Consider the following 14960-nt stretch of genomic DNA (forward strand, 5'->3'; position numbering starts at 1 on the left):
GGCCCTGAGTGCGTGGGCGTCCAGGGTGGCGGAGTGGATGCGGCGCAACGCGTCGAAGAACACGGTGTCGTCGGGTTCGGCGCTGAAGCGCAGGCGTCCGGGCCGCTCGGGCAGACCTCGCTCCGGGGTCCAGCGGTACAGGAAGCGTTCCACCAGGAGTTCGTAATCTGCGGCTCGTGCGGCGGCGAAGCGCGCCTCGGCGCCGGCGCGCAGGCCGGTCTTCTCCCGCCAGTCGCCGGGCAGGTTGATCTCGAGTTCGACCTGCCAGGGAGCGGAGCGCAGGAGTTCGGCCCCGGCCTCCTCCTCGCCCTCGGCCACGTCGAACCAGTTGATGTTGACGGGCTCCGGGTCGTCGGGGCCGCCCCACCACGCGCCGCGTGCGACGACCTCGCCGTCGCGCAGGGCGACGCGCTTCCAGTCGGGGCGGAACCGGGTACGCCGGTGGCCTTCACGGGCGCCCAGGGGGTCGGGGAGTGCGTCGAAGAGATGGGCGTCGCTCGCGGAGAGCGTGCGGATGACCGGATCGGTCATGGATTCCTCCGGGATACAGGCTGCTTGGAGCGCTCCCGGTCAGAACTGACGAACCACGCCGGGACAGCGGAAGAGGGAGCGCTGGAAAGGTGTGAACTGCACGGCACTCGCCTCCTTTCGTCCGTCTCAGGGCGTGAAACCACACCGTACGTGATCTTCTGTGGGTCCGTCCACGGATTTCCGCGCCCTGTGAAGGAGGGGTTCGCGGGACGACGCAGAGCTCCCTCATAGGCCCCGGCGCCCTACTGAAACGTCGTTCCTATGGCGTGATCGTCGTTGATCCGTGCATGACGGATCTCGTTGAGCGATTGGTGCCGGACGAGTTGTGGCCGTTGTTCCTGCGGGCGGTGCCACCGACGGTGGTGATACGTCCGCAGGGCGGGGGACCGCGAGGCCCCTGGCGGCGATCATCTTCGTGGCGACGTCGAGGCTGCACGTGGCGGCAACTGCCGCCGCTATTCGGTCCGGGCTGGCCCACGGTCTGCCGGCGGTTCGCTCACTGCAGCCGGGACCGGGTTGGGGCCCGGCTCCACCGCGTGATCCTCGACGAACTTGGTGCCCGGGGCGAGTTGGACTGGTTTCGGTGCGCGATCGAATCGGTCAGCCTGCGGGCGACAGAAGGGGGCCGCTGGCGGACCGAATCAGACCGACCGCGGCAAGCCGGGATCGGAGTGCAGAGCCCGGCGCCGCGTGGGCGCCGTGGTGGGGCGGCTGGGCAAGGCTTGCGGGTGCACAGTCGCACGATGCGTGCGGTCCCGCCTAACGTGCGAAGGAAACGCGGGACCGCAGGCCGCGCCCGCCCTGTAGAGCCGGGCAAAGCGACCGTACGGCACCGCCCGCAGGCTGCGTTGTTTGTCGGTGGGGCGGGGACTGCGGATGTAGGGCTCGAGGTTGACGCCACGTCGCGCGGCCACGCCGAGCCTGTCGGTGCTCATCGTGACGATGTACTGCTGGCAAGGTGCGCAGGTAGGTGTCGAGGGCGCCCGGGGTGGGCGCGGCGGTAGCCGGACCCGGCGCGTCGGACGGTGCCGCGGGAGACGCTGCCGGCTGCGGCCAGTACACGCTGGGGCAGCCGGGCGGCCCGTCGCAGCGCGATCAGGTGCTGGGCGAGGCCGGCGAAGGTGCGCTGCGGGGCGCTGTCGGGAATGCGCGGTCCGCCGGTGCTTTTCCCGACAGTCGTACGGGCCTGACAGCTGTGGTGCCGCGGGCGATCCGGCTGACCTGCTCGGCTTCCAGCGCACATGCTTCGGCGATGCGGTTGATGAGTACGCGATGGATCGCGCGGTCCCCAACTGGCGGCTGTGACGCCGGATTTCACCTGAGGTCGGGATAAGGGGAGCCTGTCAACAGGCCATGCTTATTTCTTGAATATGTGTTGCAAACCTTCCAAAAGGGATGGGCTCGGACGGCGGGCGCATTGAATTGTTAACGATTTTGCTGATAGTTCTCATGGCCGGCGCGCGCTTCCATCCCAGTCCCAGTCCCCCAGGAGTGTTCGTGAGCAGGGAAAGAACCAGTCAGGTGCGTAAGCGGCGGACCTGGCGGGGTATCGCCGGCGCAGCTGCCGGTGTCGTCCTCGTCGGGGGCGGTTTCGTGGCAGCCAACGCCGCGACGAGCACGGACGATGCCAAGAAGGCCGGCGTGCACTTCCCGGTCGACAAGCAGGCCTCCGGCACCGCGGCCGTTGTCAGCGCGGCCAACGCCTTCCTCAACACCCTGGACTCCGACCAGCAGTCGGAGACAGTCCTTGAGTTCAGCCAGGCCAACGCGACCGCCTGGTCGAACCTGCCGTGTGCCGGCACCTGCCGCCCCGGCATCGACTTCGGCTCGCTGAGCGACGAGCAGCTCGCCGCCGCCGAGAGCGTGCTGAAGGTGGCCCTGGGGTCCGGCAAGGACACCGGCTACGACCACGTCATGCAGACCATCCTCGCCGACGACGTGCTCGCATCGGCGGAGTCCACCGGCTCGGCCGCCCCGGCGCCGAGCGCGACGGCCACCGTGTCGAGCTCGGCCGCTCCCACGGACGTCCCGACGGGCGCCCCGCCCTCCGGCGGAACCGGCGGCGGAGGCGGCGGCTTCGCGTACGGCAGCGGCTACTACTACCTGGCGTTCCTCGGCACCCCGTCGAAGACCGGCACCTGGCAACTGCACTTCGGCGGCCACCACCTCGCCGTCAACATCACCTTCAAGAACGGCAAGGTCGCAGGTGCCAGCCCGTTCTTCAGCGGCATCGAGCCCACCAGCTGGACCGCGGACGACGGCACGACGTACGAGCCGATGGCCGAGTTCCGTGACGGCATGCTCGCCCTCACCGGCAGCCTGACGACCGAGCAGCTGGCCGCGGCGAAGCTGTCCGAGTCCTTCGGTGACGTGCTCCTCGGCCCGGGTTCCGACGGCGAGTTCCCGGCGACCAAGCAGGGCCTCAAGGTCAGCGAGCTGTCCCCGAAGCAGCAAAAGCTCGTCCTCGCCGCCGTCCACCCCTGGGTCGCGGACGTGGACGACGCCACGGCGAAGCAGCTGATGAAGACGTACGCCAAGGAGCTGAAGGACACCTACATCAGCTACTCCGGCGGCACCGGGCTGGACACCAACGGCGACTACGTCCGTATCGACGGTCCCAGCGTGTGGGTCGAGTTCATCTGCCAGACCGGTGTGGTATACCGCGACAAGATCCACTACCACACGGTGTACCGCGACCACACCCGCGACTACGGCAGCGAGTTCTCCTTCTCATGACCCGATCGCGAAACTGGCTGACCACAGCGCTGCGCTGGGTTGCCGGGATCGCGATCGCGGTACCGGCGGCGCTCCTTGTCGGGGCGTCGCCGGCCGCCGCGCATCCGATGCCGCACTCGGTGGTGCAGCTCGACGTGTACGAGCACTCGGTCTCCGCCCGCCTGGAACTGCCCGTCGACGAGTTCACCCGGGCCGCCGGGATCGCCGTGTCCGAGAAGACGCTGGCCGCCCGGACCGACGCCATCCGGACCTACCTGGTCGCGCACATCCACCCGACCGCCACCGACGGCCGGACCTGGCAGGTCGCCGTCGGCCGCCTCACCCTGAGCCGGGCCGCCCAGACAGATACCGGCGAGTACCGCGAGCTGGTCGCGCAGGCCGTGCTCACCCCACCCGCGGGCGCCGACGTACGCCACTTCACCTTCGGCTACGACGTCATCGTTCACCAAGTCGTCACGCACACCGTTCTGGTGGCGGTTCGCCAGGACTGGGCCGCCGGACAGGTCGACGGCGAGGGCAGCACGCAGGTCGGCACGATCCGTGTCGACACCCGGACCATGAAGATCCCGGCACTGAAGGTCCACCTCGGCGCGGGCAGCGCCTGGCGGGGCTTCGTCGCCATGCTCAGGCTCGGCGGCGACCACATCCTCACCGGCACCGACCATCTGCTGTTCCTGCTCATCCTGCTGCTGCCCGCCCCCCTCGCGGCTGCCGGCGGGCGCTGGCGCTGGAACGGTTCGGTGGGTCCCCGGAAATCCCTGGCCCGCATCGGCCGGATCACCCTCGCTTTCACAGCCGGCCATTCCGCCGCACTGGCCGCCACCGCGCTCGGCCGTCTCGACCTGCCCGCCCGGCCGGTGGAGGCGTTCATCGCGGCCAGCATCCTCGTGGGCGCGGTCCACGCCGTGCGCCCCCTGTTCCCGGGCCAGGAGGCACTCGTGGCCGGGGTCTTCGGGCTCGGCCACGGCATGGCGTTCTCCTTCGTCCTGGCGGAGATGCACCTGTCGACGGGCCAGTTGGTGACCAGCCTCCTCGGCTTCAACCTGGGCATCGAACTGGTCCAGCTCCTGCTGGTGTGCCTCACCCTGCCGTCCCTGCTGGTTCTTGCCCGACTCAGAATCCAGCCCGCACTGCGGTTGACCGGAGCGACACTCACCGGCACGGCAGCTCTCGGTTGGCTCGCCGACCGCTTCGGTCTGTCCAACCCCGTGGCCCGGGCCGCCGACAGTGCCGGATCCCATACGACAGTGCTGCTGGCCGGCCTCGCAGCGACAGCGGTGGCGACCACGGCCTGGGCGCTCTTCACTCGCCGTCAGAACCCCGTGGAACCCGTCCTGGCGGTACTCGGAAGCGCTCATCACCTGGGCCGCGATCACTCATATGACTAGGCGCATCACCGCCGACATTCCCGCAGGAACGGACAGCCTGCCTCCCGCTGAGAGGGCATCTGATCTGGGTAGTTGGTGTTCTGGTCACGGCGCGGACGGACGGGTCGAGGTCGTATTCGGTCCGCGGCCCGCCACCCGCCGCGCGGGCACGCGGGCACGCGGGCACGCGCTCAAGAGCCCGTAGCCGTATCCCGTGGGCGGCAGGAACCGGACTCGCAGGCTCCGGCGACAGTGCGGGGGACCACCATGCCGGCGGTGTCGCCCTCGGCCGGGAAACGGACCGTGATGTCCAGTCCGCCGTCAGGGTTGGCGGTCGCGGTGACCCCGCCCTGGTGGGCGAACGCCACGGCCCGGACGATGGACAGACCGAGTCCGGCGCCGCCGTCGGGGGCCGACGGGTTCGACGGGCTCGACGGGCCGCGCACGAAGGGGTGCAGCAGCCCCTCCACCTGTTCCGCGGGAACGATCCGGCCGGTGTTGACCACCCGCAGGAACCCGCCGTCCGCCGTGCGGCCCGTGGCGACGCTGATCCGGCCCGCCGGACGGTTGTACCGGAGGGCGTTGTCGATCAGGTTGGCCGTCATCCGTTCCAGCAGCACCGGATCGCCGCGCATCGGCGCGGGGCGCAGCGCCCGGTGCGCCGTGAGGCCTCGCGCGCTCAGCCCGGCGGCGGCGCCCGCCAGCGCGCCGGCGGTGACCGTGGCGAGGTCCACCGTGCAGGACTCGCCCGTGCCCGCCTGACTGTGGGCCAGTGCGAGCAGGCCGTCCAGGGTGCGCCGGTTGCGGTCCGCCGCCGTCCGGACGTCCTCGGCCATGGCCAGCAGTTCCGCCCGGCTGGGTTCGCCGTCGAGGGTCACGTCGATCGCGGTCCGCATGGTGGCGAGCGGGGTGCGCAGCTCATGCGCGGCGCTGGCGGTGAACAGCCGCTGGCTCTCCAGCGCCCGGTCGCGTTCGGCGATGCCGCGCTGAATGCGGTCCAGCATCCCGTTGACGGTCCCGGCCAGTGCCGCGAGCTCGTCCCGTGCCGGACCGACCGGCATCCGGTCGGAGAGGTTCTCCGCGGACAGCCGCCGGGCGGTGGCGGAGATCGTGCGGATCGGCCGCAGCACCCGGCCGGCCACCAGCCAGCCGAGCAGCGTGGCCAGCAGCGTGACCGCGGCCAGCGCGATCCACCCCTGGCGCACCAACGCGGCCAGGGCGTCGTCGCGCACCTGCCGCGCCAGCTCCGACGTGTCCGGCGGCGGGAGAGGGCCGGTGATGCCCGGTCCGCCGTACCGCAGGACGACCTTGCGCTCGGTCAGGTTCCGGCGCATCAGCAGGTAGGTGAACACGCTGAGCAGCGTTCCCGTGGTCAGCGCCAGCGCGGTGTGCAGGAGGGTGAGCCGGCTCCGGGCGGTCAGGTGGACGGACCTCACCGCATCACGTCCGCAGCCGGTAGCCGGCGCCGGTCACGGTCTCGATCAGCGGTGGGCCGCCGAGCTTGCGGCGCAGCGTGCCGACGGTGATCCGGACCGCGTTGGTGAACGGATCCGCGTGCTCGTCCCACACCTTCTCCAACAGCGTCTCCGCGCTGACCACGGCACCGTCGGCGGACAGCAGCTGGGTGAGCACGCCGAACTCCTTGGGCGCCAGGGCGAGCAGCCGGCCCGCGCGTTCCGCGGTACGCCGTGCCGGGTCGAGGGTCACGTCGGCGGCGCGCAGCACCGGCGGCCGGGCGGGGGCGCTGCGCCGGGCCAGCGCGTGCACCCGGGCCACCAGTTCGGAGAACGCGAACGGTTTGCCGAGGTAGTCGTCGGCGCCGAGGACGAGCCCGTCGACCCTGTCCTCGACCGCGCTGAAGGCGGTCAGCATCAGGATGCGCGCGGCTCCCCGGACCGCCAGCCGCCGGCACACCGTGTCGCCGTGCACCACCGGCAGACTCCGGTCCAGCACCACGACGTCGTACGCGTTCAGCTCGCACTTCTCCAGCGCCGCACCGCCGTCCAGGGCGAGGTCCACAGCGAAGCCGTGCTTGCGCAGCCCGGCCACGATGTATCCGGCGAGCGGCTGTTCGTCCTCCACCAAGAGCACTCGCATGGGCCGATTATCGCCACCGGGACCTATGGATCTTGTATGGGCGGACGAGCCGCCGCCCTTACCCGCGGCCCGGTAGACCTGCCGGTGATCACCTCCCGACGGCGAAAGGCAATCACCATGGCGGCTCGTGCATCACGGCGCGCGGTACTCGGCCTGCTGGGCGTGGCTCCGGCCGGCGCGCTCCTGGCCGGCGTCCCCGTCCCGGCCGCGGCCGACGACCGGTCAGGCCCGGTGCCGACGGGGCTGCTGCCCGGCGGCGAACTGGACCAGTACGCGGCGGGCAAGGCGGACGAGGACGAGTTCTCCGGTTCGATGCTGCTGACCCACCGGGGCCGCACCGTGCTGGCACGCTCGTACGGCATGGCCGACCAGCAACGCGCCATCGCGAACGGACCGGGCACGCTGTTCGCGCTGGCGTCGGTGACGAAGCTGTTCACCGCGGTCGCCGTCGCACAGCTGGCGCAGCAGCGCAAGGTCACCTACGACGCCCCGCTGGGCCGCTACCTCGACGGCTTCCCGTCGTCCGTCACGGACAGCGTGACCGTGCACCACCTGCTCACCCACACCTCGGGGCTCGGCGACTTCCACGCGCTGCCCGACTACGACGCCGCCCAGGCCGGCTGGACCACCCGGGAACAGACCATGAACGGCATCAGGGACCTCGTCCGGCAGACCGAGCCGGACTTCGCCCCGGGCGCGGGATGGCTCTACAGCAACTCCGGCTACTTCCTGCTCGGCGCGATCGTGGAGAAGGTGACCGGCATGTCGTACTACGACTACGTGCAGCGGTACGTGTTCGACGCGGCCGGGATGACCGACACACGCTTCCTCACCCAAGCCGAGTGGCAGGCGGGCCGGAACATCGCACATCCCTACCACCGTGCCGCGCAGGGGCAGTGGACCGACGGGATCAGCGAGGCCCGGCACATCGTCGGCGATCCGGCCGGCGACGCGTTCACCTCCTGCGCCGATCTCGACCGCTTCGGCCGTCTGCTGTGGCGGCGGAAACTCCTCGACCCCGGCCACACGGCCCTGACCCTGAGCGGGAAGGTGCCGTTGCCCGGCGCCGGAACAACCCCGGCCGACGGCACCAGCGTCCCCGCGCAGGCGATGTTCCAGTGCTACGGCCCCATGGGGGCGCTCGTCGCCGGCCAGTGGGTGTTCGGCCACGGCGGAGGCAGCACCATCGGCGTCTCGACCTCGATCGACGTGTATCCGGAAACCGACTGGGGCGTGGTGGTGCTCTCCAACTACGAGGGCCGCACCGCCCAGTTGATCTCGGCCCTCGCGCGCAAGCTGATCACCGCCGGCGAGTGACCGCGGCGACGCGCGCACCCGGGACCCGGGGCGCCACGGCCTGCCCGCCCCTGGGTCCGGGGACGCACGCCCCGCGCGCCCGGCCCCCGCACGGCGGTGTCCCTCGAAGAGAGCGCCGCCGCGCGGGACCGTGCGGCCGGCGCGGACGTGGTCCGCTGCCCGGTCCCCGGATCCGGTCAGTGCCCGGCGGCCGGTGTGAAGCGCTCCAGCGGGGCGTGCGCGTCGAGTTCGGCCCGGATCTCCTCCGGCAGCTCCAGGGCGATTCCGTCCAGTGCCCCGTCCGCTGGGCCACGCTGCTCACGCCCGGCACCGGCACGACCGGCACCGGTCCGCCCGTTATCCACGCGAGCGCGAGCTGTTTGGCGGTGACCCCGAGCCGGATGGTGAGCTCCCGCGGCAGCGCGCCACCCGCCGCTCGTTCTCCGGGGACCGGTACGCGGGGCCCGGCTCCCGGTCGGCGCGGGTCAACGCGCCCTGGAGCAGCGGCGAGTAGCCCTGGAGCACGGCGCCGTGCTCGGCGGCGTACGCGGCCAGGGCGTGGTCCAGCGGCAGTTGCGGGCGGATGTCGTGACCCGGGTCCGGCCACAGGTAGGAGGGCCGTACCTGGACGATGCGGGGCAGCGCGGTCGCGACGTCCGAGGACGCCGGGCGGGCCGCCTCCCGCAGCCGGTCGGCGTCCGGGTTGCTCGCGCCGACGACGGCGACGCGCTCGGCGGCGACCAGTTCGGAGAGGGCTCCCAGGGCGTCGGCGAGCGGGGTCTTCGGCCCGTAGTCACGCACCTGTGCCTCCACGATCACATGATCATCCGTGGGTGGTGCATGGATCACTTGAGGGGGGAGGCGGTCCGTGCCGCGGTGCGGTGCACCAGGCCGTCCAGTATGAGGGTCAGGCCGGCCTCGAATGCCGACTCGTGGTCGATCGCAGGCATGTCCGCCGGTGGATCCGAGCCGTCGCCGGGTCCGGCGTCCGCCTGTTCTTCCAGGACGCTGCCCACCGTGAAACGGCCGGCGGCCAGCATCGCCATCTGTGCATCCCGCTCAGGCACTCCGGAGGCGACCAGGAAATCCATCTTGTGACGGATCCGGTCGAGGTCGCCGGCGGGGGTGCTGCCCGCGTGGAGGCGTGCGCCGTCCCGGCGCATCAGCAGGGTGCGCCGGAAGCTTCGCGTGTTGTCCAGGAACCAGTCGCGCCAGTCGTCGTCCGGCGTCGGCAGCGGGGCGGCCGCATGCGGTGCCATGGCTGCCTCCGCCATGGCGGCGAGGAGGTCCTTCTTGGTGCGGAAGTACCAGTAGAGCGAGGGCTGTTCGACACCCAGCCGCTTCGCCAGCCGCCGCGTACTGACCGTGTCCAGCCCGACCTCGTCGAGCAGGTCGAGCGCTTCGGAGACGACGATCTCGCGGTTCACCTTGGTCACGTTGACAAATCTATCACCGATAGATGACTCTGGAGAAGAATCATTCACTGATAGATTTTGGGAGTGATGGGCATGGTCAACGGATCGGGAGCGCGCCCCCTGAGGGTCCTTGTTGCCGGCGGCGGGATAGCGGGCCAGGCGCTGGCTTTCTGGCTCACGCGCGGCGGACACAGGGTGACGGTCGTCGAACGCTTTCCTGTGCTGCGGGCCACCGGGGCGCAGGTCGACCTCCGGGGGCAGGGCATCGAGGCCGTGGAGCGGATGGGGCTTCTTGACGCCGTGCGCGGCAAGCTGGTGGACGAAACGGGAGTCGCGTTCGTCGACGCTCGCGGCAGGGCCAGGGCGACGATCATGGCCAATACCTCCGGCCAGGGCCGGCAGACCCTCACCTCCGAGTACGAGATCATGCGCGGTGACCTGGTACGCATCCTGCACGACGCGTCGAAGGACGACACCGAGTACCTCTTCGGCGTGAGCGTGGACGGCTTCGAGCAGGACGAACAGAAGGTCGTCGCGCACTTCTCCGACGGGTCCTCCGGCGAGTTCGATCTCCTGGTCGGCGCGGACGGGCAGGGATCGCGCATCCGGCAGGCGATCCTCCCGGAGGGCTTCGATCCGTACTGGCGGGTCGGCATCCACATGGCCTACTGGTTCATCCCGCGCATCGCGTCCGACACCAACGTCCGGGACACCTACATGGTCCCGGGCGGCCGTCAGATCATGCGCCGCAGCCACAACCCGACCGAGACCCAGGTGTACTTCGTCATGCGGGAGGAGTCCGAGGAGGCCTCGGCGATCCACCGGGAACCCGTCGCGCGCCAGCGGGAGTTCTGGGCGAGCAGGTTCCGCGACGCGGGCTGGCAGACCGCGCGCTTCATCGACGGCATGCAGACGAGCCCTTTCTTCTACTCCCAGGAGATCGTCCAGGTCCGAACCGACACCTGGTCCAGGGGCCGCGTGGTCCTTGTCGGCGACGCCGCCCACTGCGCTTCCCCCTACAGCGGCATGGGCATCTCCGGCGGCCTGGTGGGCGCCTACGTCCTGGCCGGCGAGATCAACCGGCACCCGGGCGACGTGCCGACCGCACTGGCGAGCTACGACAGCGTGCTGCGGCCCTTCGTCGACGAGATCCAGGGCGAAGTGAATCCGCGTCTCCTGCGCCTGGGCATGCCGATGACCCAGCGTGCGATCGACGCCTTCCAGGCCGCCACCGCGCTGGCCTGCTTCCTGCACGTTCCCGATCTCGCCGCGCGCTTTTCGAAGGGGGACCGCGGCGGCAGCTGGCAGCTCCCCGAGAACCCGGCGCCGATCAGCGCCGTCTGAAAGCGGCCGGACATCGGGGGCCGACGGCCGTTGCCAGCAGCACAGCAAGAAGGAAGGCGCAGGAAGGCGCTGGCCCGCAGAGGGATCAGCGCCCTGCCAGCTCTTGACGCTCACTCCTGCCCGCTAGTCGGATGGATCTTCGGGCTGCTGAACTGGCTGACCCGGTCGTGTCGGGACCGCTCCTCGCCTTGTACGGGCTGGTTTTCGGAGCACTCGTCGGCGCGTTGCTGGGCTTGCTGGTGCGCGCCGCCCAGCGTTGTCGCCGGGACTTCGCCTCGGTGAGCTTCATGCAGCCCAGCCGGTACGACGCGGTCGCTGACGAGGCGGTGCGGCTGCTGGCCGCGACACCGTCCGTGGTGGCCTTCACCGACACCGGCGAACGCTTGGTGGGCCAGTTGGCCCGCCGGCAGGCGATCCTCAACCCCAAGGGCACGATCTACTCGGCCAAGCGGTTCATCGGCCGGCACTTCGACGAGATCTCCGACGAGGCCAGGGCGGTGGCGTACGACGTCGTCGAGGGCGACGGCGGGGCCGCCCGCTTCAAGGTGCGCGACAAGCTCTACGCGCCTGAGGAGATCAGCGCGCAGGTGCTGCGCAAGCTCGCCGACGACGCCTCCAAGCAGCTGGGGGAGCGGGTCACCGAGGCGGTCATCACGGTGCCCGCCTACTTCAACGACGCTCAACGCACCGCCACCAAGGACGCCGGACGCATCGCGGGACTGGAGGTGCTGCGGATCATCAACGAGCCGACGGCGGCCGCCCTCGCGTACGGCATGGACAAGAAGGAGCACGAGACCGTACTCGTCTTCGACCTGGGCGGCGGCACCTTCGACGTGAGCATCCTCGACGTCGGCGACGGCGTGGTGGAGGTGCGCTCCACCGCCGGTGACAGCCACCTGGGCGGCGACGACTTCGACCGCCGGCCCGCCGACGGCTTCCAGAAGGACAACGGCATCGACCTGCGCCAGGACCCACAGGCGCGGCGAACGTCGCAATTCCTCATGGCGTCGAGGGCGTCGGGTCTCGTGGTGGGGCATGAAGCAGGTGATGAGGCCCGCCGCGAGCGAGGCACGGGCCACGCCCCAGAAGTCGATCCTGGTCCCGGGTCATGGGACGTGGCCTGAAAGCCGATCGGCCCCGCCGTGATCCCGGCGGCGGCTCGGTTCCGCGGATGCGGACAGCGGTCGTTCCCGCTCGGCAGCGTGCATACCATTGCATGAACGGCATCCAGGCCAGGCTTCCAGGTCGCCCGCCAGTGGAGATGCCGCCCGGTCGCCTGGTTCCGCGAGGATGCGGAGCCGTCGGGTGCTGGGGAGGCACACAGAAACGGGGGTGCGGCATGCATCGGCGGGCGCTACTGGGTCGCGCTACGGAGCGTCGCACGCTGGCTGCCCTGGTGGAGCAGGGGGCCGCCGGTTCGGGCGGCGCGACGGTGATCACCGGCGCTCCGGGGATCGGCAAGTCGGCGCTGGTCGCGGAGGTCGCGGGCGTGGCAGCGCGCGGCGGGACCCGTGTGATCACCGCTGTGGGGGTCCAGTCGGAGGAAGACCTACCCTGTGCCGGCCTGCACCAGCTCGTTCACCAACTGCGGGACGGAATCGACGACTTGCCGGGACGTCAGCGCACCGCGCTGCTCGCGGCCGTCGGGCTCGTCGACGAGGCCGTACCCGATCTGTACCTCGTCGGCTTGGCCGCGCTGACCCTGCTGACGGACGCCGCGGCGAAGGCGCCACTGCTGGTGGTCGTCGAGGACGCCCACTGGATGGACCGTGCCAGCCTCGATGTGCTCGGGTTCGTGGCGCGGCGGATCGAGTCCGACCCCCTCGTTCTGATCGCCGTCACCCGGCGCCTCGACGACCGCCTCAGCAGTGCCGGCCTGCCTGTGCTGCACCTGGGCCCGCTGACGGACGAGGTGTCGGGTGAGGTGCTGGACGCGGTGGCCCCCGCACTGGGACAGCAGGTCAGACGGCGGCTGTTGGAGGAGGCCGCCGGGAACCCGCTGGCGCTGACCGAGCTGCCGGTCGCGCTGCAGTCGGTCGGCGGGGCGTACGCGCTCAACCCGGGTCCGCTGCCGCTGACCGCGCGGCTGGAGCGGACGTTCACGGCACGGGTCTCCCGCCTGCCGGCCGACACCCGTGCGGTCCTGCTCCTCTGGGCCCTCAACGGTGACGGGACGCTGGACGAATGCCTCACCGCGGCGACCCGGATGCTCGGGACGGGGGTCGACGTCGGTGCTTTCGAGGCAGCGATCGACGCAGGCCTGGTGGAGGCCCAGGGGCCGGCCTTCAGGCACCCCCTCATCCGCTCCGCGATGCACCACGCCGCCACCGCCGCGGAACGCCAGGCTGCGCACGCCGCGCTGGCCGCCGCGCTCCAGGGGCAGCCCGATCGGCAGGCATGGCACCGTGCCGCCGCCACCGCCGGTCTCGACGAACAAGTGGCACGGGATCTGGATTCCACTGCCGGCAGAGCTCTGCGGCGAGGCGGTGTCGCCGCAGCTCTTGCTGCGCTGAGGCGGGCGGCGGAGCTGACGAAGGACCCCTCCGCGCGGGCGGACCGGCTGCTCCGGGCGGCGGAGCTCGCACTGGAGTCGGGCCAAGGAGACGTCGCGACGCATCTGCTGACTCAGGCGCGCTCACTGGACCTTTCGGTCCGGGACCAAGGCCGCGCGGCCTGGGTCAGCATCGCTTTGGCCGAGGGGACACGGGGCGAGGGCGCCGCGACCGCCGAGCTGGCCGAGCTGGCGGGCGAGATCGCCGCCGGCGGCGAGTCGACACTGGGGCTGCGCATGCTGTGGAGCGCGGTCCTGCAGTGCTTCTGGGGAGAGCCGGGCCCGGCCGCCCGCGAGCGGGTCGCCGCCGCTGCCGACCGGATGCCCGTGCCTGCCGACAACGCCGACCTGGTCGCTCTGCGGGCGTACTCGGCGCCGGTCGAGCGTGGGGAAGGGGTCATGGAGGGCCTGGCGGGTCAGCTGGAGCGCTCGTCGGAGAACGCGGAGGGGGACCAGCTCCTGGGGGCCGCCGCCGTGACGGTGGGCGCTCCCGCCCTGGCGAGCCGGTTGACGGCGAGATCGCTGGACGCCCTGCGAGCGCAGGGCAGGCTGTCGATGCTGGCCCGCGCCCTCTGCGTCCAGGCGGGGAGCGCCGCACGGCTGGGTGACGTGCGCGCTGGTTCCCTCGCCGCGGAGGAGGCCGCGTCGCTTGCCCGCGAGACCGGTCAGCCTCTTGTGCACGCGATGGTGAATGCCATCCGCGCGCAGCTGGCCGCCGTCAGCGGTGACCCGGCGGCAGAGGCATGGGCGGCGGAAGCCGAACGCGAGGCCCTTCCCAGTGGAGGGCGCCCGGTGCTGGCCATCATGCAGATGGCCCGCGGGCAGGCGGCACTCTGCCAGGGCCGCTACGGCGACGCGTTCGGCCACCTGCACCGCGTCTTCGACCCGGCCGACCCCGCCTTCCACTCCTGGCTGCGCTTCTACGCGGTCGGGGAGCTGGTCGAGGCGGCGGTGCGCAGCGAATCCGCGGCGGTGGCACGCGACATCGTGCGGGAGCTGACCCCGCTCGGGGAATCGACGTCTTCGCCCGCCCTGCTCTGCGGGTTGCGACTGGGCCGGGCCCTGCTGAGCCCGCAGGATGCCGCCGAGCCGCTGTACAGGGCGGCCCTCGACGCCGTCCCCACGGACTGGCCGTTCGAGGGGGCGCGGGCGCGCCTCGCCCTGGGCGAGTGGCTGCGGCGTCACCGGCGGCCCGCGGAGTCCCGCGTCGCCCTGCAGGCCGCACGCGAAATCTTCGACGCCCTCGGCGCGTCGGCATGGGCGGAGCGGGCACGGCAGGAGCTGCGCGCCGCGGGCGCGTCGTCCCCGCGCCAGGATCCGGCCGCGGTCGACCGGCTGACCTCGACTGAGCTGCATGTCGCCCAGCTCGCCGCACGAGGTCTGACGAACCGGGAGATCGGCGAGCGGCTGTACGTCTCGCCCCGGACGGTGAGCACCCATCTCCAGCGGATGTTCCCCAAACTGGCGGTCACATCCCGCGGCGAACTCGCCGCGGTGCTCGGCGGCACGACGACGTACCCCGAAGGCGCAGCGTCATGACGTACGCGGAAGACGCAGCACCATGACGTACGTCGAAGCCGTAGACCGACGGACGCGGTCCGACCTGCTTGATCCCTAGGTTTG

Annotated in this window: 11 protein-coding genes and 2 pseudogenes; 7 read left to right on the top strand and 6 right to left on the bottom strand. The window is 71.4% G+C overall.

All coding sequences use genetic code 11. The annotated features are described in order from the left end of the window. Nucleotides 1-531 (bottom strand): annotated as a pseudogene (locus J2X68_RS37310) (GNAT family N-acetyltransferase); the annotation flags it as partial. A 287-nt stretch (nucleotides 532-818) separates the two neighbouring features. Here J2X68_RS37310 and J2X68_RS37315 point away from each other — a divergent pair. The 3 genes and pseudogenes from J2X68_RS37315 to J2X68_RS37325 all read left to right on the top strand — a co-directional run. After that, nucleotides 819-1203, top strand: a pseudogene (locus tag J2X68_RS37315) (transposase); the annotation flags it as partial. Nucleotides 1204-2028: 825 nt separating this feature from the next. Then, complete coding sequence (locus J2X68_RS37320; protein WP_310437058.1) at nucleotides 2029-3267, top strand: DUF3500 domain-containing protein; 1239 nt, start codon at nucleotides 2029-2031, stop codon at nucleotides 3265-3267. After that, nucleotides 3264-4655, top strand: coding sequence for a HupE/UreJ family protein (locus J2X68_RS37325; protein WP_310437059.1), 1392 nt, complete (start codon nucleotides 3264-3266; stop codon nucleotides 4653-4655). Before J2X68_RS37320 ends, J2X68_RS37325 begins: the two co-directional genes overlap by 4 nt. A gap of 170 nt (nucleotides 4656-4825) precedes the next feature. Here J2X68_RS37325 and J2X68_RS37330 read toward each other — a convergent pair whose 3' ends face one another. Further along, on the bottom strand, nucleotides 4826-6070 hold the full coding sequence (locus tag J2X68_RS37330) for a HAMP domain-containing sensor histidine kinase (RefSeq protein WP_310437060.1): 1245 nt from the start codon (nucleotides 6068-6070) through the stop codon (nucleotides 4826-4828). Between the two features lie 4 nt (nucleotides 6071-6074). Next, nucleotides 6075-6731 (bottom strand): response regulator transcription factor, encoded by a 657-nt coding sequence (locus tag J2X68_RS37335; RefSeq protein WP_310437061.1) that lies wholly within the window; start codon nucleotides 6729-6731, stop codon nucleotides 6075-6077. 117 nt (nucleotides 6732-6848) lie between these two features. On the opposite strand from J2X68_RS37335, the gene J2X68_RS37340 reads away from it, so the two are divergent. After that, nucleotides 6849-8048, top strand: a complete 1200-nt coding sequence (locus tag J2X68_RS37340; RefSeq protein WP_310437062.1) for a serine hydrolase domain-containing protein — start codon at nucleotides 6849-6851, stop codon at nucleotides 8046-8048. A gap of 176 nt (nucleotides 8049-8224) precedes the next feature. Here J2X68_RS37340 and J2X68_RS37345 read toward each other — a convergent pair whose 3' ends face one another. The 3 genes from J2X68_RS37345 to J2X68_RS37355 are packed head-to-tail and all read right to left on the bottom strand — an operon-like array spanning nucleotide 8225 to nucleotide 9463. Continuing rightward, a complete protein-coding gene (locus tag J2X68_RS37345) occupies nucleotides 8225-8392 on the bottom strand; it encodes a hypothetical protein (protein ID WP_310437063.1) in 168 nt (55 codons plus the stop codon). Then, the gene (locus tag J2X68_RS37350; protein WP_310437064.1) at nucleotides 8385-8840 is read right to left on the bottom strand and encodes an aldo/keto reductase; all 456 of its coding nucleotides are present in this window, start codon (nucleotides 8838-8840) and stop codon (nucleotides 8385-8387) included. Before J2X68_RS37350 ends, J2X68_RS37345 begins: the two co-directional genes overlap by 8 nt. 32 nt (nucleotides 8841-8872) lie before the next feature. Continuing rightward, nucleotides 8873-9463 (bottom strand): TetR/AcrR family transcriptional regulator C-terminal domain-containing protein, encoded by a 591-nt coding sequence (locus J2X68_RS37355; protein WP_310437065.1) that lies wholly within the window; start codon nucleotides 9461-9463, stop codon nucleotides 8873-8875. A 72-nt stretch (nucleotides 9464-9535) separates the two neighbouring features. Here J2X68_RS37355 and J2X68_RS37360 point away from each other — a divergent pair, with 72 nt between their 5' ends. The 3 genes from J2X68_RS37360 to J2X68_RS37370 all read left to right on the top strand — a co-directional run bounded on the left by J2X68_RS37360 (nucleotide 9536) and on the right by J2X68_RS37370 (nucleotide 14876). Next, on the top strand, nucleotides 9536-10786 hold the full coding sequence (locus J2X68_RS37360) for an FAD-dependent monooxygenase (RefSeq protein ID WP_310437066.1): 1251 nt from the start codon (nucleotides 9536-9538) through the stop codon (nucleotides 10784-10786). Nucleotides 10787-10974: 188 nt separating this feature from the next. Beyond that, complete coding sequence (locus J2X68_RS37365; protein WP_310437067.1) at nucleotides 10975-11910, top strand: Hsp70 family protein; 936 nt, start codon at nucleotides 10975-10977, stop codon at nucleotides 11908-11910. 215 nt (nucleotides 11911-12125) lie between these two features. Then, nucleotides 12126-14876, top strand: a complete 2751-nt coding sequence (locus J2X68_RS37370; RefSeq protein ID WP_310437068.1) for an AAA family ATPase — start codon at nucleotides 12126-12128, stop codon at nucleotides 14874-14876. The last annotated feature ends 84 nt before the right edge of the window (nucleotides 14877-14960 follow it).

The sequence above is a fragment of the Streptomyces sp. 3330 genome, from assembly GCF_031456635.1.
Classification (GTDB): Bacteria; Actinomycetota; Actinomycetes; order Streptomycetales; family Streptomycetaceae; genus Streptomyces.